The sequence below is a fragment of the Sandaracinaceae bacterium genome, from assembly GCA_016706685.1.
GTDB lineage: Bacteria > Myxococcota_A > Polyangia > Polyangiales > Houyiibacteriaceae > JADJJE01.
The window spans coordinates 74,924-97,188 of sequence record JADJJE010000050.1 but is presented as its reverse complement, the minus strand read 5'-3'; the positions used below and the strand labels follow the sequence as shown (position 1 = coordinate 97,188).

Annotated in this window: 17 protein-coding genes; 12 read left to right on the top strand and 5 right to left on the bottom strand. The window is 72.2% G+C overall.

Annotated elements, in window-relative coordinates; all coding sequences use genetic code 11:
• Positions 1–21 precede the first annotated feature (21 nt).
• The 5 genes from IPI43_30490 to IPI43_30470 all read right to left on the bottom strand — a co-directional run bounded on the left by IPI43_30490 (position 22) and on the right by IPI43_30470 (position 4,818).
• The gene (locus tag IPI43_30490) at positions 22–492 is read right to left on the bottom strand and encodes a hypothetical protein (GenBank protein MBK7778389.1); all 471 of its coding nucleotides are present in this window, start codon (positions 490–492) and stop codon (positions 22–24) included.
• Positions 493–508: 16 nt separating this feature from the next.
• Entirely contained in the window at positions 509–1,555 is a 1,047-nt protein-coding gene (locus IPI43_30485) for a collagen-like protein (GenBank protein ID MBK7778388.1), read from the bottom strand.
• The gene (locus IPI43_30480; protein MBK7778387.1) at positions 1,552–1,953 is read right to left on the bottom strand and encodes a hypothetical protein; all 402 of its coding nucleotides are present in this window, start codon (positions 1,951–1,953) and stop codon (positions 1,552–1,554) included. Before IPI43_30480 ends, IPI43_30485 begins: the two co-directional genes overlap by 4 nt.
• Positions 1,954–2,045: 92 nt before the next feature.
• A complete protein-coding gene (locus IPI43_30475; protein MBK7778386.1) occupies positions 2,046–3,446 on the bottom strand; it encodes a collagen-like protein in 1,401 nt (466 codons plus the stop codon).
• A 490-nt stretch (positions 3,447–3,936) separates the two neighbouring features.
• Positions 3,937–4,818: a hypothetical protein gene (locus IPI43_30470; protein MBK7778385.1), complete on the bottom strand. Its 882-nt coding sequence runs from the start codon at positions 4,816–4,818 to the stop codon at positions 3,937–3,939.
• A gap of 343 nt (positions 4,819–5,161) precedes the next feature.
• Here IPI43_30470 and murA point away from each other — a divergent pair, with 343 nt between their 5' ends.
• The 12 genes from murA to IPI43_30410 all read left to right on the top strand — a co-directional run bounded on the left by murA (position 5,162) and on the right by IPI43_30410 (position 22,083).
• A complete protein-coding gene (gene murA, locus IPI43_30465) occupies positions 5,162–6,427 on the top strand; it encodes a UDP-N-acetylglucosamine 1-carboxyvinyltransferase (GenBank protein MBK7778384.1) in 1,266 nt (421 codons plus the stop codon).
• Between the two features lies 1 nt (position 6,428).
• Positions 6,429–7,085: an ATP phosphoribosyltransferase gene (locus tag IPI43_30460; protein MBK7778383.1), complete on the top strand. Its 657-nt coding sequence runs from the start codon at positions 6,429–6,431 to the stop codon at positions 7,083–7,085.
• On the top strand, positions 7,085–7,654 hold the full coding sequence (locus tag IPI43_30455; protein ID MBK7778382.1) for a cytochrome c: 570 nt from the start codon (positions 7,085–7,087) through the stop codon (positions 7,652–7,654). Before IPI43_30460 ends, IPI43_30455 begins: the two co-directional genes overlap by 1 nt.
• Positions 7,655–7,708: 54 nt before the next feature.
• A complete protein-coding gene (locus IPI43_30450; GenBank protein ID MBK7778381.1) occupies positions 7,709–9,439 on the top strand; it encodes a hypothetical protein in 1,731 nt (576 codons plus the stop codon).
• Complete coding sequence (locus IPI43_30445) at positions 9,436–10,461, top strand: AAA family ATPase (GenBank protein ID MBK7778380.1); 1,026 nt, start codon at positions 9,436–9,438, stop codon at positions 10,459–10,461. The genes IPI43_30450 and IPI43_30445 overlap by 4 nt, the downstream gene beginning before the upstream one ends.
• Positions 10,458–12,473 (top strand): hypothetical protein, encoded by a 2,016-nt coding sequence (locus IPI43_30440; protein MBK7778379.1) that lies wholly within the window; start codon positions 10,458–10,460, stop codon positions 12,471–12,473. The genes IPI43_30445 and IPI43_30440 overlap by 4 nt, the downstream gene beginning before the upstream one ends.
• Positions 12,470–13,426 (top strand): ABC transporter ATP-binding protein, encoded by a 957-nt coding sequence (locus IPI43_30435; GenBank protein MBK7778378.1) that lies wholly within the window; start codon positions 12,470–12,472, stop codon positions 13,424–13,426. Before IPI43_30440 ends, IPI43_30435 begins: the two co-directional genes overlap by 4 nt.
• A complete protein-coding gene (locus tag IPI43_30430) occupies positions 13,423–15,096 on the top strand; it encodes an ABC transporter permease subunit (protein MBK7778377.1) in 1,674 nt (557 codons plus the stop codon). Before IPI43_30435 ends, IPI43_30430 begins: the two co-directional genes overlap by 4 nt.
• Positions 15,093–15,971, top strand: coding sequence for a DUF58 domain-containing protein (locus IPI43_30425; GenBank protein MBK7778376.1), 879 nt, complete (start codon positions 15,093–15,095; stop codon positions 15,969–15,971). The genes IPI43_30430 and IPI43_30425 overlap by 4 nt, the downstream gene beginning before the upstream one ends.
• On the top strand, positions 15,968–17,968 hold the full coding sequence (locus IPI43_30420) for a VWA domain-containing protein (protein ID MBK7778375.1): 2,001 nt from the start codon (positions 15,968–15,970) through the stop codon (positions 17,966–17,968). The genes IPI43_30425 and IPI43_30420 overlap by 4 nt, the downstream gene beginning before the upstream one ends.
• A 563-nt stretch (positions 17,969–18,531) precedes the next feature.
• The gene (locus IPI43_30415) at positions 18,532–20,862 is read left to right on the top strand and encodes a VWA domain-containing protein (protein ID MBK7778374.1); all 2,331 of its coding nucleotides are present in this window, start codon (positions 18,532–18,534) and stop codon (positions 20,860–20,862) included.
• A gap of 177 nt (positions 20,863–21,039) precedes the next feature.
• Positions 21,040–22,083, top strand: coding sequence for a serine/threonine protein kinase (locus IPI43_30410; GenBank protein ID MBK7778373.1), 1,044 nt, complete (start codon positions 21,040–21,042; stop codon positions 22,081–22,083).
• The last annotated feature ends 182 nt before the right edge of the window (positions 22,084–22,265 follow it).

The window sequence follows — 22,265 nt, the reverse complement described above, 5'->3', positions numbered from 1 at the left end:
GTGCGCGTTGGATGGCGCGGCTCAGGGAAACGTCATCGCGATGTCCGCGCTGACCGCGACACCCGGCGGAGGGATCTGGACGGGCGCTGTCTCGCGCTGCAGGCAGTCGGCGATTTCGGTGCGGGTTTCACCGGGCGTGTCGATGATGGACCGAATGACCTGCCGACCGCGGGGATCCACCGTGACGTCGTACCGAAAGACGGCAGGACTCGGGTCCATGCCAGCGCGCACCGGCTCATCCCAACACCGGCGCTGCACGGCGGGCTTCTGGGCGGCGAAGAACGCCGCAATCTCAGCACGCCCCGCCGCGCGGGCCAGCTGGGGGTCGGGACGTTCCGCTGCCGGCTCCGGCAACGCGCCAGCCGTGGCCGGCGCCTCGAGCTCCGCCGCGCGCGGAGGAACAGGAGCGTCGCGCAGGCCCATGTAGAGCCCTGTCCCGATGAACAGTCCGGCCAACGCTATCCACGGGCCGAGGCGGGAGTTCTGGGGCACGGGTGACTCCAGCCAGTCAGTTGTGCACCATCACCCACCCGTGGACGCGAGTCGCATAGATGCCTGCCCCCACGGTGCGTGCGCACAAACCAACCGAGTACGTGCCGGCCGGGAGTGCGCCCGAGGCTGTCGCCACGTCATAGCTCACCGTCACATGGCTCCCCGTGGTGGTGGTGAGGCTTTCGGAGTTGTCGAGCGACGTGACGTCGGTTGACCCCTGCGGGCGGTAGCAAATCGAGTAGTGGAATGTGGTCCCCTCGGTAAGAAGGACGGCTGTGGACATGGACGCGGTCAGTCTCTGACCGCTCGCGATGGTGACGCTTGCTGCCGACGGCCAGAGATAGAGACTGTCGCTGAAGTATAGGCCCGACCACGCGCTCACGCCGATCCTGGCGACCGCCACGATGCCGTCTTCGCCTTGCGGTCCCTGCGCACCAGGCGGGCCCTCAGCGCCAGGAGCACCGCTGGCACCGGGCGGGCCCTGAGCGCCAGGCGCCCCATTGGCACCAGGCTGGCCCGGAGCGCCGGGAGCACCGGGAGCACCGGGAGCACCGGGTGGGCCCTGAGCGCCAGGTGGGCCCACCAGCCCGGTCGCGTCGCCCACCCAAAGTCCGTTCTCGTCGATCACCAGGGCCCCGTTGACCGAGATCGAAGTGGGGTGGATGTCGCCCACCGCGTCTTCGGCGGTCCCCGCGTGCAGCGCATAGGGCACGCTGACCAGGGTCTCGCGGGGGGTCATCTCGGAGTCGCTACCGACGCGCACGCCCAGGTACATGGGGCCACCGTCGAAGAGGGCGGCGGGGTCGATGGGGGAGAGCTCCCCCAACACGACGGAGAAGACACCCTGGTCGGGCGTGACGGTGTGGGTCTCGCTCCACACGGCGTTGGTGTCGGTGGGCGTGGCGTAGAGCGAGAACACCATCGGTACGGCGGTGTTCACCGGGTCGCCGTTGGCGTCGAACAGCACGCCCTGCTCCATGAGCAGCGCAGGCGCTTGAGCGTCTACCGCGCGCGGCACAAGGGTGGCAGCAGCCAGCAGCAGGGTGGCGAGTACGTTCCTCATGGGCGAGATCCTCCAGTGACGTGTGTGCCGCGCGAGTAACTCGGCGAAGAACCCTGGCTGCCGCGTCCGTTCATCCGGACCATGCGGAAGCTCTCACTGCGCGAGACCGTGGCGCCCGCGGTGTTCTGGTGAGTGACGCGGAACCCGAGCAAGCCCTGGTCGGCCACGTCCTGGTCCGTCGCGCCCTGATCCGTGGCGCCCAGGTCGGCGCCTTGGTCGCTGGGGCGTCCCTGGTCGGGACTGACACCAAGGTCCACGCCGTGGTCGATGCCCGCATCCACACGCGTGTTCCCGGACGAGCCACAGCCGCATGCGGTCACCGCGAGCGCGAGGCTCACGAACGAGACCGCTCCGTTTGTTCCGCGGTTTTCTCCGCGCCGTCCCGTCCACCTGCTCATGATGCGCACTCTAAGCATGGAACCCGATGTGGGGCAATCGGGTTCGCCGGGCTCACGGCGTCGCGGAGGGTGGCACAGCCCGGCCGACCCGATCAGTTGTGAAGCATCACCCACCCGTTCGCGCGATACCCCGTGACTCCGGGTCCCGAGGTGTTACCGCAGAGGCCCACCGAGTAGGTCCCAGCGGCGAGTTCGCCCAGTGCAGAAGTCCCGGCGAAGCTCAGCGTCACGTGATAGTTTCCCGGGAACTGTATGTAGGTGTCTGAGCTTCCGAGTTGGGCAATCACGCCAGAGGGCTCGGCGCGGTAGCAGACCGAGTAGTACATCCATCCACCGCCCTGCGTGAAGGCGGCAGTCGAGACCGAGGCGGTGAGTCGCTGACCACTTGCGATCGAAACGGAGACCGTCGGTCCCCAAAACGCGAGAGTCGTGCTGGTGAAGGGGACCGACCACAAGTTGCCAGCGATGCGGGCGACTGCGACGATGCCATCATCGCCTTGTGGGCCCTGCATACCGGGGAGGCCCTGCGCGCCCGGAGCCCCGTCAGCACCAGGCGGGCCCAGCGCGCCAGGCGCACCGCTGGCACCGGGCGGGCCTTGAACGCCAGGAGCACCGTTGGCACCGGGCAGGCCTTGAACGCCGGGAGCTCCGTTGGCGCCAGGAGCCCCGTCAGCGCCGGGCGGGCCCTGCGCGCCGGGCGGGCCCTGCGCGCCGGGCGGGCCCTGAGCGCCGGGAGCTCCGTTGGCACCAGGAGCCCCGTCAGCCCCAGGAGGGCCCTGCGCACCTGGAGCTCCGTTCGCACCCGGAGGGCCCTGCGCGCCGGGTGCCCCGTCAGCACCGGGGGGGCCCTGCGCGCCGGGGGGGCCCTGAGCGCCCGGAGAACCGTCAGCGCCTGGAGCGCCCTGAATGCCTGGCGCCCCATCGGCACCGGGGGGGCCCTGAGCACCAGGAGCCCCGTCAGCACCTGGAGCGCCCTGCATGCCTGGCGCCCCATCGGCACCGGGCGGTCCGACGAGCCCGGTGGAGTCGCCCACCCAGCGTCCGGTCGCGTCGATGACCAGCGCTCCGTTCACCGAGACCGAAGTGGGGTGAATGTCGCCGACCACGTCTTCGGCGGTGCCGGCGTGCAGCGCATAGGGCACGCTGACGAGGGTCTCGCGCGGGGTCATCTCGGAGTCGCTACCGACACGCACGCCCAGGTACATGGGGCCACCGTCGAAGAGGGCGGCGGGGTCGATGGGGGAGAGCTCTCCTAGCACGACGGAGAAGACGCCCTGGTCGGGCGTGACGGTGTGGGTCTCGCTCCACACGGCGTTGGTGTCGGTGGGCGTGGCGTAGAGCGAGAACACCATGGGCACGGCGGTGGTCACTGGGTCGCCGTTGGCGTCGAACAGCACGCCCTGCTCCACCAGAAGCGCAGGCACTTGAGCGTCTGTCGTACGAGGCGCAAGGGTGAAAGCCGCCATCAATAGGATGGAGAGTGCATGCTTCATGGCCGTCGTCCTCCGGTAACGTGTGTACTGCGCGAATAGCTGCTTGAAGAGCCCTGGCCGCTGCGGCCGTGCATCCGAACCATGCGGAAGCTCTCACTGCGCGAGACGGTGGCGCCCGCCGTGTTCTGGTGAGCTATGTGGAACCCGTGCACGGCCTGATCGACCAAATCCTGGTCTGGGTTCACGCTCTGATCCGCTGCGCCCAGGTCTGGGCCAGACCCCTGGTCGGCGTCGCCGCCTTGGTCGCGGGGGCGCCCTTGATCGGGACTCACACCCAGGTCCACGCCGTGGTCGGTTCCCGCGTCGACGATCGTGTTCCTCGATGGGCCACAGCCGCATGCGGTCACCGCGAGCACAACACCCACCACCGACATCACCCCGCCCCGTTCGCGGTGCGCTCCGCGCCTTCCCATCGACCTGCTCATCCTGCGCAAAGTACTCGCTGGGTTCGAAGACAAGCAACGGGGTACGCACCGCTCTTTCGGCCGTCCTACGCGTCCCCCTCCAGGCGCAGCACGGCCACCGCCGCATACGCCAGCAACTCGCGCGACCAGGCCTGCTCCACGAGACGCTCCGCGAGCGCGGACGGTGACGCACTCCTGGCGGCCTCCTTCGCCGCCGCCTGCACCGCGCCCGCATCCCCTCGGTGCAGCGACCAGTTCATCACGACGAGCGTGTCGCTGGGCTCCCACGTGAACGCCGCAAACGACGGCGTCATGCTGCGTTCGCCCGGAAGCCCAATCGTCCGCGCGATGACCGCAGGAATGATGGCGGGGTCCACCTCTCTGTCCGGACTCTCCGCCCGGAAATGCTCGAGCAGCGTGTGCGGCCGCGTGGCGCCGACCACCTCACCTCGCCGCACCAACACCGCGACATCGCCGCCAATCCAGGCCGCCTGCCACCCGAGCTCGGTGCCCACCAACACGAGGAGGCACCCAGTCGGCGCATCCTCCGCGTCCCACATGGCATCCGGACAGAGCGACGGCGCCGTCTCGGCGAACCGGCGCGCCACGCCGCGAAACGCCTCTTCGAGTCGCGCAGCCACCTCTCCGCACGTGCCCGCCCACTCCGCTTCGAAGAGGTCGAGCAACAGCCGCGAACCCGCCGGCCAGCACGACGAGAACCCGCCCTCGGAGGCGTTCGCCATCAGCACCACCGTCACCGCCCCCTCTTCCAACACGCGGACCAAGTCGGACTCCTGCCCCACCAGCCGGGGCGGCCCCCAACGAAACGCAGTCGCACTCCGGATCTCCAACGCCACACGCGAACCGTAGGCTGTCGACGATCCGGCCTCAAGCCCCTCGTCCGCACAGCACCCGTCGCCGTCGCCGTCGCCGACAAGGCTCACGACCACGACCACGACCACGTCCACGATGAACGTGAGGCACTGCCCGCGCCCCCCTCACTCCGTCGAGCCCCTCGCGAGCGAAGGGGCCCCAACCGTCCCACCCGGGGCTCATGCGCGCTTCGACGGACGCCGCCATGGAGGGCGAGGGGCGTCCTGTTCAGCGGGGCTTGATGGGCCCCAGAAAGCAAACGCAGCGCAGCGAAGTGCCGCTTTCAGGGACGTATCAGAGCGAGCGCCAGCGCGAGCGCACCCGCAGAACAGGATGCCCCTCGCCCTCCGATCGATCACGCCCCCCAGAACGCCCACATCCACCCACCAGCAGGAGGAAAGCTTGCGGTCCCCGAAGCCGTGGCGTAAGCACCCCCCCGTGGACAACATCCGCATTGTCGGTGGCGCGCGGCTCTCGGGCACGGTGCAGATCAGCGGCGCGAAAAACGCGGCGCTCCCCATTCTCTGCACGGCGCTGCTGGCGGACGGAGAGCACGTGTTCCGCAACGTGCCGGACCTGCGCGACGTGCACTCCATGTGCGCGCTGCTCCGCCAGCTGGGTCAGGACGCCCGCTTCGAGGACGGGCGGGTCATCGTGAACGCCACGCCCGTGGTGGACCCCACGGCGCCCTACGAGCAGGTCAAGAAGATGCGCGCCTCGGTGCTGGTGCTGGGCCCGCTGGTGGCGCGCTACGGCCGCGCCAGCGTGTCCTTGCCCGGCGGCTGCGCCATTGGCGCTCGGCCCATCGACCAGCACCTCAAGGGCCTCGAGGCCATGGGGGCCACCATCACGCTGTCGCACGGCTACGTGCACGTGGAGGTGCCGAGCGGCCGCCTGCGGGGCGCCGAGATCTACTTGGACATGCCCACCGTCACGGGCACCGAGAACCTGATGAGCGCCGCCGTGCTGGCCTCGGGCCGCACCACCCTGGTGAACGCCGCGCGCGAGCCGGAAGTGGAAGAGCTGGCGCGCGTGCTCAACAAGATGGGCGCCAGCATCGAGGGCGCCGGCACCGACGCCATCGTCATCGAGGGGCGCGAGAGCCTGTCGCCGGTGGACCACGCCATCATGCCGGACCGCATCGAGGCCGGGACGTACATGGTGGCGGCCGCGGCCACCTACGGCGACGTGCTGGTGGAGGGCGCCTCGCTCGAGGACCTCGAGGCGCTGGCCGCCAAGATGCGCCGCGCTGGCGTCAACATCGAGCGCGAGGGCACGGGCATTCGCGTGGTGGCCAACGGGCCGCTGCGCTCGGCCGACATCACCACGGCCCCGCACCCCGGCTTCCCCACGGACATGCAGGCACAGTTCATGGTGCTCATGTGCCGCGCGCAGGGGCGCAGTCAGGTTACGGAGACCATCTTCGAGAACCGCTTCATGCACGTCCCGGAGCTCAACCGCATGGGCGCCATGATCGACGTGCACGGCCGCACCGCCACGGTGGACGGCGTGCCACGTTTGAGCGGCGCCGATGTCATGGCCACCGACCTGCGCGCCAGCGCCAGCTTGGTCATCGCGGGGCTCATCGCCGAGGGCACCACCATGGTGCGGCGCGTCTATCACCTGGACCGCGGCTACGAGCACATCGAGCGCAAGCTGGCCAAGCTGGGCGCCACCATCGAGCGCGTGCAGGGAGACTCCTGACGTGGGTCGCAACCAGCGCTCGCCCGAAGACAGCCTGATCATCGCCGTGCCCAAGGGGCGCGTGCTGCAGCAGCTCATCCCGCGCTTTCAGCGTGCCGGCATCGACACGCGCGCGCTCACCGAGGACACGCGCCAGCTCATCCGGCGCGACACCAAGCGCGGTGTCAGCTTCCTGTTGTTGAAGCCCGACGACGTGCCCACCTACGTGGAGTACGGCGCCGCCGACGTGGGCGTGGTGGGGCGCGACGTGCTGCTGGAGCGCGAGTACGACCTGTACGCGCCCATCGATCTCGGCATCGGGCGCTGCAACATGATGGTGTGCGGTGTGCCGGGCAGCTATCCGGTGGCGGGTCGCGGCGGGCGCACGCTGCGCGTGGGCACCAAGTTCCCCAACATCGCCACGCGCCACTTCCGGCAGAAGGGCCTCCCCGTAGAGACCATCTTCCTGCAGGGCAGCGTGGAATTGGCACCGCTCACGGGCCTGGCCGACGTCATCGTGGACCTCGTGGAGACGGGTGAGACGCTCAAGCAGAACGGCCTCGCGCCGCTCGAGCTGGTGGTGGAGGTGTCGTCCGTGGTGGTGGCCAACCGCGCGGGCTTCAAGCTCAAGCGCGAGCTCATTGCGCCGCTGCTGGCCGCGCTGAAGGACTCCGAGTGATGGCGCTGCGCAAGCTCGACGGTGTGTGGGTGACGGTGGCGCTGCTCCTCGCGCTGGGCTGCGACCGCGCGCCCACGGCCACCGAGACGTGGACTCCGGCGGACCACGCGCACCCGCCCGACTCGGTGCCGGGTGGCGCAGAGGGGGCTCAGGTGCCCGCGGCCCCCGTGGATGACGGCCTCACCCCCGAGCAGCGCACGGCGCGCACGGTGTACCTGGTGGCCTGCGCGGGCTGCCATGGCGCAGAGGGCCGCGGCGACGGTCCGGATCGCGCGCCCATCATGCGGCTCCCCAACTTCCAGAGCGCTCAGTGGCAGGCCACCCTGAGCGACGACCAGCTGGTCTCCATCATCACCCTCGGGCGCGGCATGATGCCGGCGTTCGGGGAGCGCGTCCCCCCCGAGGGCGTCCGCGGGCTGGTGGCGCACCTGCGCAGCATGGCTCCGCCCGAGCCGGTGGAGGCCCCCGCGGCTGGGCCCGACGGTGGCGTGCTGGAGGACGGCGGGGCGACCGCGGCTCCCTCGCCCCACGGGACTCTTTCGGGCAATGGGGAAGGTGTGGTCGAATAGGGACGTTCTTGGAGTGCAGCCAAGCCTTTTGGCGCACTCTGGGTCGCGTATCCGATGGACCAGCTCCCCCACCTGCTCGTTGCCGTGCAGCGCGCCGTCCGGCTCCGGACCTTCGTGCGCACCTTCGCCACGTGGGTGATCGTGGTGGGCACGCTCAGCGTGCTGCTGGCGCTCGCGCTGCCCGCCGTGCCCCGCTGGCACGCCCTGGTGGGGCTGGGTGTGGCCCTGCTGGCTGCGCTCGGGCGCGCGCTCACGCGGCATGATGCCCCGCTCGATCTGGTGACCTACGTGGACCAGCGGCTGGACGCCGGCTTTGCGCTGGTCTCGAGCTTCGAGGGCGGCGCCCATGTGCACACGCAGCAGCAAGCCCAGGCGGCGCTGCACGGCAAGACCGCGCGCGACGTGCGGCCCCGCGTGCTGAACGGTGAGTGGCTGGGCATCGCGTTCTATGCCGCCGCGCTGCTGGCCGTGTACGGCGTGCCGCTGCCGCCGCCCGTGCGCCGCCCGCCCGGGGCCGAGAGCGTCACGCTGGCCATCGCGCCGGCGCTCACGCGTGTGGCCGAGCTGCCGCGCCAGGCACGGGACGAGGCGCAGCGCGCGCAGCTGGAACGGGCCGCCCAGGACGCCGAGGCGCTGCGGCAGCGCTTCTCAGAAGGCATGCCACGGCGCGAGGCGCTGGACGGCCTGCACCGCGTGCGCGAAGAGGTGGCCCAGGCGCGCCGCGCGGACACGCCTTCGCAACAGCGCGCGCGCGAGGCCGCCACGGATGCGCTGGCGGGGGAACGCGAGATGGCGCGGGCCGTGGCCGAGCGCGACCTCGAGTCCTTGTCGCGGGCCGTGCAGCGCGCGGCGGGGCGGCGCGAGGCGGCGGACCGCGAGCGCGCACGCCAGGCGCTCACGCAGGCAGCCGAGGCGGCCCGCGCGGCGGGCGACAACGAGCTGGCCGATGGCCTCTTGCGGCAGCGCGACACGCTGGACCGGCGTAGCCAGCAGGCGGCCCTGGCGCGTCAGCTGGCCGAGGCCATGCCCGAGACGCAGCGCGCCGCGCTGGACCGGACGCTGGAGCGCCTGGCGCGCGACGGCGACGCGGAAGGCCTGAACCAGGCCATGGTGGACGCCATGGCCGAGGCCTGGCGGCGCCTCACGCCCGAGGAGCGGCAGCGGCTGGGCAACGCGCTGGCCGACGCGCAGGCCGCCGAGAACGACCAAGCGGCGGCCGAGGCTGCCGATGCCGCGAGCCCTCCCACGGCCGACGAAATGGAGCAGCAGCTGCGCGACGCGCTGGCGGCGCTCGATGACCTGCAGCGCCAAGTGGGCGGCAGCGGGGACGGCTCACCGCCGCAGCCGGGCGGCATGACGCAGGGCGGCCGCGGTGGTGGCATCCCGGTGGCCCGTCAGGGTCAGGGTCAGGGTCAAGGCCAGGGTCAGGGGCAAGGCCAAGGTCAGGGCCAGGGCCAAGGACAGGGAAGCGGCCAAGGGCAGGGGAGCGGCTCCGGCACCGGCGGCGCTGGGCAAGGCGGTGGCCAGGGCCCCGAGGGCGGCCAGACCGATGTCTTGGACGCCGACTCCCCCCTGCTGGGTCGTGTGCGCCCCACGCGCCGCGCCGGCTCGCCATCGCGCTCCTGGGTGGAGTGGGTGGACCCGCAGGGCAGCGGCGCTCCGGCAGGCGAAGTGGTCGGCTCTGGCACGGCGGTGGCCGGCAGCGGCGGGCAAGGGGTGGAGCGCGCCCCCATCCCGCGCGAGTATCGAGAGCACGTGCGCGAGTTCTTTGGAGGTGACGAATGAGCGAGCCAATGCAGCCCCACCCGGACGCGCTCGTCCGCTTCGGGGAAGACGTCGCGCGCCTGCGGGACGCGGTGGCCAAGGTGATCGTGGGCCAGGACGGTGTGGTCGAGGAGGTGCTGATCTGCCTCTTCGCGGGCGGGCACGTGCTGCTCGAGGGCGCACCGGGCCTCGGCAAGACGCTGCTGGTGCGCACGCTGGCGGAGGCCATGTCGCTGCACTTCTCGCGCATCCAGTTCACGCCCGACCTCATGCCGGCCGACATCGTGGGCACGCAGATGGTGGTGGAGGACGAGCACGGCCGGAAGCGCTTCGAGCTGCAGCGCGGGCCCATCTTCGGGCAGCTGGTGCTGGCCGACGAGATCAACCGCGCCACCCCCAAGACGCAGAGCGCCCTGCTCGAGGCCATGGCCGAGCAGAGCGTGACCATCGCCGGCAAGCGGCACGCGCTGCAGGCCCCGTTCTTCGTGCTCGCCACCGAGAACCCCATCGAGATGGAGGGCACCTATCCGCTGCCCGAGGCGCAGCTCGACCGCTTCCTGTTCAAGGTGCTGGTCCCCAACCCCGACGAAGACACGCTGGTGGCCATCCTGCACCGCACCACGGGCCTGGTGAGCGAGACGGTCCCCGTGGTGCTGGACGCCGCGCGCATCCTCGAGCAGCGCGAGCTGGTGCGCAGCGTGCAGGTGGCCTCGCCCATCGCGCGCTACGTGGCCCGCTTCGTGCGCATGTCGGACCCCACCTGTGATGCGGCCGCCAGCGCGGCTCGCTCGTGGCTGCGCTATGGCGCGGGGGTGCGTGGCGCGCAGAGCGTGCTCCTGGCCGCCAAGGTGGTGGCCCTCATGAACGGGCGCGCGCACGTGTCGCTGCCCGACGTGCAGCGGGTGCTCCTGCCGGCGCTGCGGCACCGCTTGATCCCCAACTTCGAGGCCGACGCGGACGGGGTGAGCACGGACAAGATCCTCGCGAAGCTGATCGAAGAGGTGCCCACCGCCTCCGACGCGGTCGCCGGGATCGCAGGATGAGGGGTCGCCCGCTCGCGCTCCTTTCGCTGTGCCTGATGCTGAGCCCCGCGCTGGCGCTCGCCCAGCCGCCGGACGGGAATGCCGCTCCGCCGCGCAGCGAGGTCACGCTGGAGGCGGCGCCGCTGTTCGCGTCGGAGTCCATGGGCACGGCGGGGACCATCGCGCTGCGCGTGTCGCTCACCAACCACACGGGCCGGGACCTCAGCGGCGAGCTGCTGATCCAGCCCGAGGGCTGGCGCGACCGCGACCTGCCACAGCGCGTGCGCGTGGACGTGCCAGCGCGTCAGCAGCGAGACGTGCGGGTGTCGCTGCAGGTGGGCCCCGCCGCCGAGCGCGTCGTCCTGACGTATGCCCCTGCCGGCATCCCGCTGCAGCGCGCGAGCGTGGCGCTCACCATGCGGAGCGGCGTGGGCCTGGTGGTGCTGGCCAACCCGCCGCGCATGCGCGGCCACCTCTTTGCCGTGTCCAGCGGCACCCTCGGCAGTCCCGCGCTCTACGGCGGCGACCTCATCCTGGCCGAGACATCGTTCGCGCCGGAGAGCGGCGACCCGCTGGTGCCCGACGACGTGGCGGGGTGGTCCAACTACCCGATGGTGTTCGCGGCCGTGGCCGACGCCGAGAAGCTGGAGGGCGCGGCGCGGCGTGCGCTGGTGGGACACATCCAGGCGGGGGGCCGCGTGGTGCTAGTGCCGCGGCGCCCGGAAGACTGCGACGCGCCCATCGTGCGCGAGCTGCTGGGGCAGGTGACCTGCACCGCGCTCGATGAGCTGGAGGTGCTCGCGGGGCTCACACAGAACTCGTGGCAACGCGCGCGGCGCTTTCACACCACGGGCGACACCAGCATCCAGATCGAACCGTTTGGTGTGTCGCGCCCGCTCGGCTTCGGGACCGCGTTCCTCCTGGGCTGGGACGCGAACGCCGCCGACGCCGACCCCAGCGCCACGCAGGACCTGCTGCGGGCGCTTCTGCAGCACCACGCGCGTACCATGCGGGCTCAGCACGCGCTCGGCGGAGTGCCCGAGGACCCCGCGTCGCTGCGCACGGCGCTGGACCCCAACGAGTCGTTCCGTCCGGCGCTCGGCATCGTGGCCATCTTGCTGCTGCTCTACGTGCTGGCCGTGGGCCCTCTCAACTTTCGCTACGTGGAGCGTCAGGGGCGCCCCACCGTGGCGCTGCTCACCACGCCGCTCATCGCGCTCGGGTGCCTGCTGCTGATGGCCAGCGCGGCCTACCTCAGCAAGGGCGTGAGCATGCGCGCGCGCGTCATCGACGTGCTGGAGCTGCCGAGCGGCGACACGCGCGGCGTTCGGACGCGCTACGTGAGCTACTACCTCACGCGGCCGCGCACCTTCGACGCGGTCCCGGAGGCCGGCGTGCGCGCCATGCTGCTCGAGCCGGACAGCGCTGGCCGCGGCGTGGTGGCCGAGGTGCAGCAGGGAGGCCTGGCGCTCACGGGGCTGCGCGGTGGCTTGTGGGAGACCATCGTCACGCAGGAGCAGTCGCTGCTGGACACGGGCGGCGCGCTGCGCGTGGACATTCGCCACGACAGCCTCACCCAGGTCACGGTGGTCAACGCCGGGCGTCAGCGCCTGATGGGAGCCATCTACGTGAGCGCGGCGGGCGACGTGTACGTGCTGGGTGACTTGGCCCCCGGAGAGCAGCGCGCGCAGCCCACCAGCGTGCTGGCCATGCTGCCCGAGTGGGAGCTGCGCATGGGGCGTGGCAGCTCACCCGAGGTGGAGGCCACGGCGCTGGCCATGGGCATGCCGGTGGATGCCACGCTGGCGCTGCGCGCCGCCATGTCGGTCATGCGCGCCGATGCCTCGCGCGAGGGCGTCTGGGCTCGCGTGGAAGGCAACGGCGACGGGGCGAGCTCCGACGGCTTCGAGCTCGAGTGGGAGCGGCGCTTCGTGTTCGTGGCAGCGCGACGCAACGCGAACCTACCCCTCGGCATCCCGCAGCCGTTGCCCGAGGTCGTCGCGCCACCCACCGAAGGGCAGGTGACCCCATGAGCATCGTCCGCGTGGAGCACGTCTCGCACTTCTTCGGCAAGCTGCAGGTCTTGAACGACGTGTCGTTCAGCGTGGGCGCCAACGAGGTCATGGGCTTCATCGGCCCCAACGGAGCCGGCAAGACCACCACCTTGCGCATGCTGGCCACGCTGCTCGAGCCGCACTACGGGCGCGTCGTGATCGACGGCGTGGACGTGCTGGACGACCCGGCCGCGGTGCGCCGCAAGATCGGCTTCATGCCCGACGGCTTCGGTGTGTACGAGCGCACCACCGTCAGCGAGTACCTCGAGTTCTTCGCCTCGGCCTATGGGCTGCCGCGCGACGCCCGCACGCGCACCATGGACGCCGTCATGGAGCTGACCGACCTCGGGAAGCTGCGCGACCGCATGGTGTCCAGCCTGAGCAAGGGCATGAAGCAGCGGCTGTGCATCGCGCGCACGCTGCTGAACGACCCGAAGGTGCTCATCTTCGACGAGCCGGCCAACGGCCTCGACCCGCGCGCGCGCATCGAGATGCGGGACCTCATCGCGCAGCTGCGCACCATGGGCAAGACGGTCATCCTGTCCAGCCACATCCTCACCGAGCTGAGCGACATGGTGACTTCGGTGGTGGTGCTCGAAGCCGGCCGCGTACGGGCCGCCGGGCCCATCGGCGCGGTGGCGTCGCTCGACCGGCAAGCCCAGCCCCAGCGCGTGTTGCGCATGCGCTTCCTGCGCAGCGGCGCGGCGCTCGACCCCGAGGTGGCCAACGTGCTGCGCGCGGTGCCGGGCGTGAGCGCCATCGACCGCAGCCCGGACGGCGACATGCGCGTGGCCTACCTGGGCGACGAAGGGGTGGTGGCCGACGTGGTGGACGCCGCCGTGGGCGCGGGCCTGCGCGTGGTGCGCGTGGAGCCCGAGCGCGACGACCTCGAGCAGCTCTTCCTCGAAGTCACCCGGGGGGAGCTGCAATGAAGCGACTCGGCGAGCGCGTGCGGGCTGCCTTCGACGACCCGAACCCCATCCTGGTGAAGGAGCTGCGCGGCATCTTCCGCACCAAGCTCTACATCCGCTTCCTGTACCTGAGCACCTTCGCCATCAGCGCCATGGTGCTGTTGATCGGCGCCACCGTGGTGGACGGGAGCATCTCGCCCGCCAACGCCGGTCGCGTCATCTTCCAGGTGTTCTTCTCGCTGGCCCTCGGCGTGCTCAGCATCGTGGGCCCGGTCTACGGGGCCACCACCATCACCAGCGAGCGCGAGGCCGCCACCTACGAGTCGCTGCTGCTCACCGGCATGGACGCGGCGCGCATCGTGCTGGGCAAGTTCGCGGCGGCCTATGCCTCGCTCGCGCTCGTGCTCATCGCGCTCGCGCCCATCGCGGGCGTGGTGTTCCTGTTCGGCGGCGTGGCCCCCTCGTACGTGCTGGTGGCGTTCGGTGGCGTGCTGGTGGCGCTGCTGCCCGCGGTGGCCTTTGGTGTGGCGGTCTCCGCGCACGTGCCCACCTCGCGCCTGGCCATCTTGGTGTCCATCGCCACCTGGCCCGTGCTGGTGTTCTTCGGGTCCATCTTCTTCACCGTCTTCGGCGCCGAGATGCAGCACGACTGGGAGCTCACGCAGGTGGGCCCCTTCTGGTTCGCCGAGGCGCTGGTGGAGCGATTCACGTCGCTGGACACGCTCTTCGCCGTGGGCATCCTGCCGCTCTACCTCATCGGCACCACCGTATGGTTCTGCCTCGCCGCCGCCATCGCGGGCGTGCGGCCCGCCGCCGAGGACCGCGGGACGCCGCTCAAGGTGTGGGCGCTCGGCTCGGTGGTGGGGCCCGTGGCGCTCACGTGCGTGGCCACTGCGCTCAGCAACAGCACGGCTGCCCCCGAGGTGTTCGCCGTCATCCTGGGCATGTTCTTCTGCACGCTCTACCTGTACGCGAACGTGTTCGTGAACGAGCCGCCGCTGCCGCCGCGCATGCTGCGCGAGCAGGGCGGCCTGCTGCGCCGCACGGTGCGCAGCGTGTTCGGCGCCGGGGCAAGGCCCACCATGCGCTTCAGCGTCTGGTTCATGACCGGCTTCATGCTGCTCATGCTGGCGGCCTTCGCGATCACCGACACCCTGGTGCACGGCGGCAGCCCCGACGAGGTGCTGGGCTTCCTGCTGGTCGGCCTGGCCATGCTGGCGTTCGGGGTGTTCCTGGTCAGCCTGGGCACGCTGGTGCGCATCCGCACCCGCAGCGGCGTGGCCGCGCGCGCCGTGCTGTTCGGCACCGTGGCCGCGCTGGTGGTGCTGCCCAGCATGACCGCGCTCATCCTGGACGCGCGCGCGCTCGACGACCTGGACCGCAACCTCCCGCTGGTGCTCTCGCTGTCGCCCATCGCCCCGCTGGCTGGCGTGGTGATGGTGGCCGAGCGGCACTTCAACGACGTGTGGATGGTGCTGCCGTTCGGCGTGTTCTACAGCGTGCTCGGCCTGGTGCTCTACGCCAACGCGTCGCGGCGCATCCGCGCCATCATCACGCAGGTGGACGAGTCCCGGGCCGCGCTGCTGAAGCGGGTGGGTGAGGCAGCCCCCGCGCCGCCGGCCGCGCCCGTCACCGCGGCCCTCGAGCCCGCCGAGACTGCGGAGGTCCCCGCGGAAGGTGACGCCACGTGAGCGAGCCCGAGAGCGCGCTCTTGGACCCCGCGTTCCTGGCGCGCCTCGGGAAGCTGCGCCTGCTGGTGGGGCGGCGCTACGCGGGCAGCGCCGGTGGCAGCCGCGTCTCCGTGCGGCGTGGGTCCTCGGTGGAGTTCGCCGACCACCGGCCCTATGCGCCGGGCGACGACATCCGGCGCATCGACTGGAACGCCTACGCGCGCCTCGAGGAGCTGGTGCTGCGGCTCTACGCGGCCGAGGAGGACGTCAACGTCTACCTCCTGTTGGACACCTCGGCGTCGCTCTCGGTGGGGACGCCGTCCAAGCTGGAGGTGGCCCGCCGGGTGGCCGCGTCGCTCGGCTACCTGGGCCTGCTGGGCAGCGAGCGCGTGGCGGTGCAGCCCTACGCGGGGTCGCTCGGCCGGCCGCTCGAGGCCATGCGGGGCCGCGCCAAGGTGGGCGCGCTCATGCGCTACCTGGTGGCCCTCGAGCCCTCCGGTGAGACCGACCTGAGCCGCGCGGTGGAGAGCTTCCTCGCGCGGCGCCCGCGCCCTGGGCTGGTGGTGCTGCTGAGCGACCTCCTGGACCGTGGCGGCTACCAGCGCCCCATCGACCGCCTGCTGGCCGCGCGCTTCGAGGTGGTGGTGTTCCACGTGCTGGACCGCGAGGAGCTGGACCCAACGCTGGGCGGTGACCTCACGCTGGTGGACGCCGAGAGCGACGCGGAGGTCAACGTCACGCTGGACGCGCGCGCGCTGCGTGCCTACCGCGGCCGCATGGACGCCTTCCTCGCGGGGGCGCGCGACTACTGCCGCAAGCGTGGCGTGCGCTACGTGCTGGTGCCCGACGAGCACTTCGAAGACGCGCTCCTGCGCTACTTGAGGAGCGCCCCGTGAGCTTCACGGCGCCGCTCCAGCTGGCCTGGCTCGGGCTGCTGGTGCCCCTGGTGGTGCTCTACATCTTGCGTCGCCGCCGTGAGCGCAGGCGCGTTGGCTCCACGCTGCTGTGGGAGTCCGCGCTGCGCGACCTGCGCGCGGAGAGCCCGTTCCGCCGGCTGGTGCCGCACCTCTCACTCTTGCTGCAGGCGCTCATCATCATCCTCGGCGCGCTCGCGCTCGCGCGCCCTTCGGGGGCGGCGCGGCTGCCCGAAGGCGCCCAGCTGGCCATCGTGGTGGACACGTCGCTCAGCATGGGCGCGCCGCCAGATGGGCAGGGCGCGCGGCAGGCGCCCATCGAGCGCGCGCGCCGTTACCTGCTGCAGCGCGCGGGCAGCCTGCCCACCGGCGCGCGCGTGCTGGTGGTGGCGGCGGGCACCTCTCCCGCGCTGCTCTCGCCGCTCACGGCCGACCGCGCCACGCTCACGCGCGCGGCAGACGCGCTGGCCGTGACGTGCCCCGTGGCGGATCTGGCCTCCGCCATCGACCTCGCCGCCGAGCGCCTGGTGGGTGCGCCGGCGGGCAGCGAGATCGTGCTGCTCTCCGACCTGGCGCGTGACGTGGACTTCGACGGTCGCGGCTTGCCGGTGCCGCTCCGCGCGCCAGCGATGGTCGCCACCGACGGGAGCGAGCGCCGCGAGAACAGCGGCTTCGTGGCGGCCGACGCGCGCCCCGACCCGAGCTCGGACGAGCCCGACCGGGTGGAGGTCTTCGCCAGCGTGGCACACTACGGCGACGCGCCGCGCGAGCTGTACGTCACCGCATCGGCGCTCTACGAGGCGGACCTCACCAGCGGCCACGGGCTCGAAGCGTTGCCCCTCTTGGCGTCGCAGCGCGTGGTGGTCGCGCCCGACAGCCCAACCCAGCTGGTGCTGCGCGCCAACCTCCCGCCCGACGCCGCGGGCCGCGCGCCCTTCGTGCTGCTGCGCCTCTCGGCGGCAGACGGCGACGCGGGCACCACCGCCGGAGGCCAAGCACGAGACGCGCTCGCCGCGGACGACCTGGTGGTGCTGCCCAGCCCGGGTCGCCAGCGGCTGCCGGTGTTCATGGTGGGCGACGTGCCCAGCTCGGTGTCGCGCGTGCTCGAGACCGACGAGAACGTGGAGCTGTTCCGCACCACCCTCGCGCGGCTCGCTGCGCAGGGCGCCGATGCGCCGCACCTCGACGGCCTGGTGGTCTACGGCGGCGAGCTGCCCGCGGAGCCGCCTGGTGGCGCCACGCTGGTAGTGCGCCCCAGCGGCGACGCGGTCTTCGGGGCGCCCCTCGGACCGCGCGTGGAGTCCGCCCTGGTGACACGCTGGCAGGAGGACGACCCGCTGCTGCGCTTCGTGACGCTCGCGGACATCGAGCTGGCCGACGTGCGGCCGCTGGGCAGCGACGTGCGCGCGCTGGTCAGCACGGCGCGCGGCGTGGCCATCGGCGTGCTGCCACGCGTGGACGGCGACATCACCATCGTGTCCGCGGACACCGACCGCGGCCCGTGGGCGCGCACGCCGGGCTTCGTCATCTTCTTCCGCAACCTGCTGGAACAGGCGCGCACGCAGCGGGCCGCGGGCGGCATCGCCACGGGCGAGGTGGGCGAGGCGCTGCGCGTCGTGGCGCGCGACGGCGAGCCGGTTTCGGTGCTCACCCCAGAGGGGCGCACGCTCGAGGCCACGTCGCACGCCGGCGTGGCCCTGGTGCCCGTGCCGCCGGTGTCGGGGGCGTTCGTGGTGCGGTTGGGCGACCACGCCCAGGTGGGCCTGCGCCACGTGCTGCGCGCCGAGGCCAGCGACCTGCGGCAGCGTGCGCGCGTCGGCGGCCCCGCCGAGAGCCACGGTGCCGCCCCCGAAGGCACGAGCGCCAGCCGCCCCGACACCGTGGCCGTGGACAGCGCGCTCTACCCGTTCTTCGCGCTCGCCCTCCTGTTGGTGTGCGCGCTCGAGGTGGCCTGGGCCACGCGCAAGGAGGCGGCGTGAGCCCGTCATGATGCGCTTCGCCCAGCCATGGCTGCTGGCCTTCGGGGTGCCGCTGGTGCTCTTCGTGCTGCTGCGCCTGCGCCGCCTGCCGCCGTCGCTCGTGGGGGGGCGGCGCCGCTTCGTGCAGGCCTGCCTGGCCCTCGGTGCGCTCGCGGGGCTGATGGCGGCGGCGGGCCTCGAGCTGGGCCACCCTGTCGACCGCATGGCCGTGGTGTTCGTGGTGGACCGCTCGCGCTCCGTGGTCGCGCCCGGCGATCCTTCCGCCGACTCGCTGGACGCCGTGCGCGCGGCGCTCGGCACGCTGGCCCAGGACGACGCGGCAGGCGTGGTGGTGTTCGCGAGCCGCGCCGCCACCGAGCGCCTGCCCTCGGCGCCGCGGGACCTCGGGCCCACTACCGTCTCGCTTCCGCGCGAAGGCACCGACATCGAGGCCGGCCTGCGGCGTGGGCTGGCCGACCTGCCCGATGGCTACGTGGGGCGCCTGGTGCTGCTGAGCGACGGGAACGCCACGCACGGGGACGCGCTCGCGGCGGCGGCGGCGGCGGCGGCGCGCGGGAGTCACGGTGGACGTGCTGCCCATCGAGCGCGAGCCGGGCCTCGACATCGCCATCGAGAGCGTGCGCGCGCCCACGCAGGTGGCAGGCGAGGAGCCCGTGGAGGTGCGCATCGTCACGCGCGCCACGCGGGCCACACAGGCGCGCGTCATCATCGACCGCGACGGCTCGCCGCTGGCCCAAGCGGACATCGAGCTGCCCGCAGGCGAAGACGTCTTCGTGTTCCGCGACCGCGCGCCCGGGCCCGGGCTGCACCACTACGAGGTGTCGCTCGTGCCGCGCGACGCGGGCGACGACGTGGCCACCCTCAACAACCAGGGCGGCGCCTTCACGCGCGTGGTGGGGCCTGCGCGGGCGCTCATCGTGGCCGGCGAGACGGCGCACTCGGACGCCCTGGCGCAGGCCACGCGCGCGGGCGGGCTCGACACCACCGTGGTCGGCACGGCCAGCATCCCCACCACGCTCGGTGAGCTCGGCGCCTATGACGTGGTGCTGCTGTCGGACGTGAACGCGCGCGCGCTCTCCGAGGCCCAAATGCAGGCGCTCGCCGCCTATGTGCGCGACTTCGGCGGTGGCCTCGTGATGCTGGGCGCGCACGACGCCTTCGGGCTCGGCGGCTACGCCTACACCGAGGTGGAGGAGGTGCTGCCCGCCACCTTCGACTTGCGCCGGCGGCGTGACCGGCTCTCGCTCGCCATGGTCATCGCCATCGACAACAGCGGCTCCATGAGCGTGGAGGTCAGCCCCGGCCGCACCAAGCTGGACCTCGCCAACGAAGCCGCCGCGCGCTCGGCGCTGCTGCTGAGCGTCAACGACCGCGTGGGCGTGATGCACGTGGACACCGCGGTGCACTGGACCCAGCCCATGATCCGCGTGCAGGAGCCCGAGGCCATCGCGGCGGCGGTGCGCCGGGCCAGCCCCGGTGGCGGTGGCATCTACGTGGACATCACGCTCGAGGCCTCCTATGCCGCGCTGCAGGCCGAGAGCACGCAGCTGCGCCACCTCCTGCTCTTCAGCGACGGTGACGACTCCGAGGAGATGACCCGCGCGGCCGCGCTGGTGCGCGCTGCCGGCACCGCCGAGGGGGGCGAGATCACCACGTCCATCGTGTCCATGGGCAACGGTATCCACACGGCCGAGCTCGAGCGCTTGAGCACGCTCGGGGGAGGGCGCTTCTACATCGTCGAAGACATGACCGAGCTGCCGCGCATCTTCACGCAGGAGACCATCGAGGCCAGCCGCTCGGCGCTGCGTCGCGAGCCCACGCCCGTGAGCCTGGGCGAGCGCGGGGCGCCCACCGAGGGCATCGACTTCGGCACCGCGCCGGCGCTGCTGGGGTACTCGCTGGTCAACGCACGGCCCGAGGCGTCGGTGCTGCTGATCGCGGGGGAGAGCGACCCGCTGCTGGCCACCTGGCAGCGCGGGCTCGGGCGCGCGGCGGTGTTCACCACCGACAGCGGCGCGCGCTACGCCGCCCCTTGGCTGGGCTGGTCGGGGTACGCGCCGCTCATGGCGCAGCTCGCGCGGGACGTCGCCCGCCCACGCCAAGACCAGCACGCGCGCGTGCAGCTGTCGCTCGAGGGCGGCGAGGGGCGCGTGGTGGTCGAGGCGCTCGACGCGGAGGGGCGCTACCGCAACCACCTGAACCTGCGCGCGCACGTGGCCGGCCCGCACGGGCAGAGCGAGGCGCTCACGCTGCGGCAGACCGGGCCGGGCCGCTACGAGGCCACCTTCACGCCCGGCGCGCCGGGCCCGTACCTGGCCACCACGTCGGCGGACGATCGCTTGCTGGGCACGTCGGGTGCGGTGCTCACGGCGGCGGACGAGCTGCGTGGCGTGGGCACGCAGCGCGCGCTGCTGGCCCAGATCGCGGCGCTCACCGGCGGGCGCGTGCGCACGGACCTCGCCGAGGCGCTGCGTGAGCGGCCCGCGCCCCGCGTGGCCTACGACCCGCTCTGGGAGTGGGCGCTGCGCCTCGCGCTGCTGGCGCTGCTGTTGAGCGTGGCCGGGCGCCGCTTGGTGCTCCCGCGCTGGCGCCGGGTGCGTGCCCCGGCGCAGGGCAGCCTGGTCCCCGCGGGGGCCAGCGCTGCCGAGCAGCTGGCCCTGCGCAAGAGCCACCAGCGCAGCGTGGCGGCCGAGGCCGGTGCCGCCGATGCGCTTCCGGCCGAGCTGCTGGCTGCCATGCGCGCGCAGCCCACCGCCGCGGCGAGCACGCCCGCTCCGCAGCAACCCACACCGCCCGCACCGCCCGCAGCGCCACCCGCTCCAGAGCCCGCCGAGTCGTCTCTGGCGGAGCGCCTGTTGGCCAAGAAGCGCGACGGCGGCGGACCGCGTCCGTAGGCTACGCCCGTCGCAAGATTGGGATGGAGGCCTCGCTTCGTGAAAGCCTGCGGCGCTGGTCATGTTATCGGCGACCCCGTGTATACGGTTTTTCTGTTGAGATTCCGTGACGAAACTTGACCTGAGTGTCCCCAGATGGGATGGCCTGGTCCTTGCTTAGGCACTCGATGCCAACCGATGACTGACCGTCCCACCCTTGTAGTTTGCCAAGCCTGCGGCGCCGAGCGCGACACCCGCGGCGGCTCATGTGCATGCGGTCTGCGGTCGTCGTACCCGCCCGCCGCCAGCTCCGAGCCCCCGCCCGCCGGTGGCCCCGATCGCTACGCGCTCACGGAGCAGCTCGGCCGCGGCGCGATGGGCGTGGTCTACCGGGCCACCGAGCTGCACTCGGGGCGCGCCGTCGCGCTGAAGATCCTGCACCGCAAGTTCCTGCCCGGCTCCGTGGAGCGCGTGCGCTTCCTGCGCGAGGCCCAGGCGCTCGCCTCGGTGAGCCACCCCAACATCGTCCGCGTGTTCGACATGGGCTTCGACGCCGTGGGTCATCCGTTCGTCGTCATGGAGCTCTTGCCCGGTCAGACCCTGGCGCACCTCATCGAGCGTGGCCCCGTGGACGTGCGCGTCGCGGTGGGCGTCACCATCGGCCTGCTCTCGGCGCTCGCGGCGGTGCACGACGCTGGCATCGTCCATCGCGACATCAAGCCCGGCAACATCATGGTCGCCCGTGTGGGCGGCGAGGTCATGGTCAAGCTGGTGGACTTCGGCTTGTCGCGCCGCTTCGGTGAAGACGACCGCGTCACCGCGTCGGGCGTGGCGCTCGGCACGCCGCCGTACATGTCGCCCGAGCAGATCATGGGCGAGCGCGTGGGGCCCAGCTCCGACGTCTACTCCGTGGGCTGCACGCTCTTCGAGCTGCTCACGGGCCGGCCGCCCTACGACATGCGCGACTCGAAGAACGTGGCCGCGCTCTTCCGGCGCATCATCGAGGAGCCACCGCCGCTCGTCTCCGAGCTGCGCCCCGACGTCCCGGCCGAGCTGGGCATGGTGGTCAGCCGCGCGCTGCATCGCGATCGCAACGTGCGCTACCCCGACTGCGACACCATGCGGTACGCGCTCATCGACGCCCTGGGCGACCAGCGTGGGTCGGGCGTACCCGGCGCCATCACGGGCCTGGTGCTGGACGACGCCAGCAGCACGGGCGAGCGCAGCCGCGACGCCTCCTGACCGTAACGCGGCGCGCCGAAACGCGTCATACTCCGAGCACTTCGAACCCCCTGACGCTCTGGAGTCGCACCGTGTCCCTCTCGATTCTCCGCTCTCGGTCCCCTCGTCTCCTGCGTGCCCCGCTCGGCGCCTTCTTGCTGCTCGCGTTCGTCGCGGGCTGCGGAAACGCCAACGACGAGGCC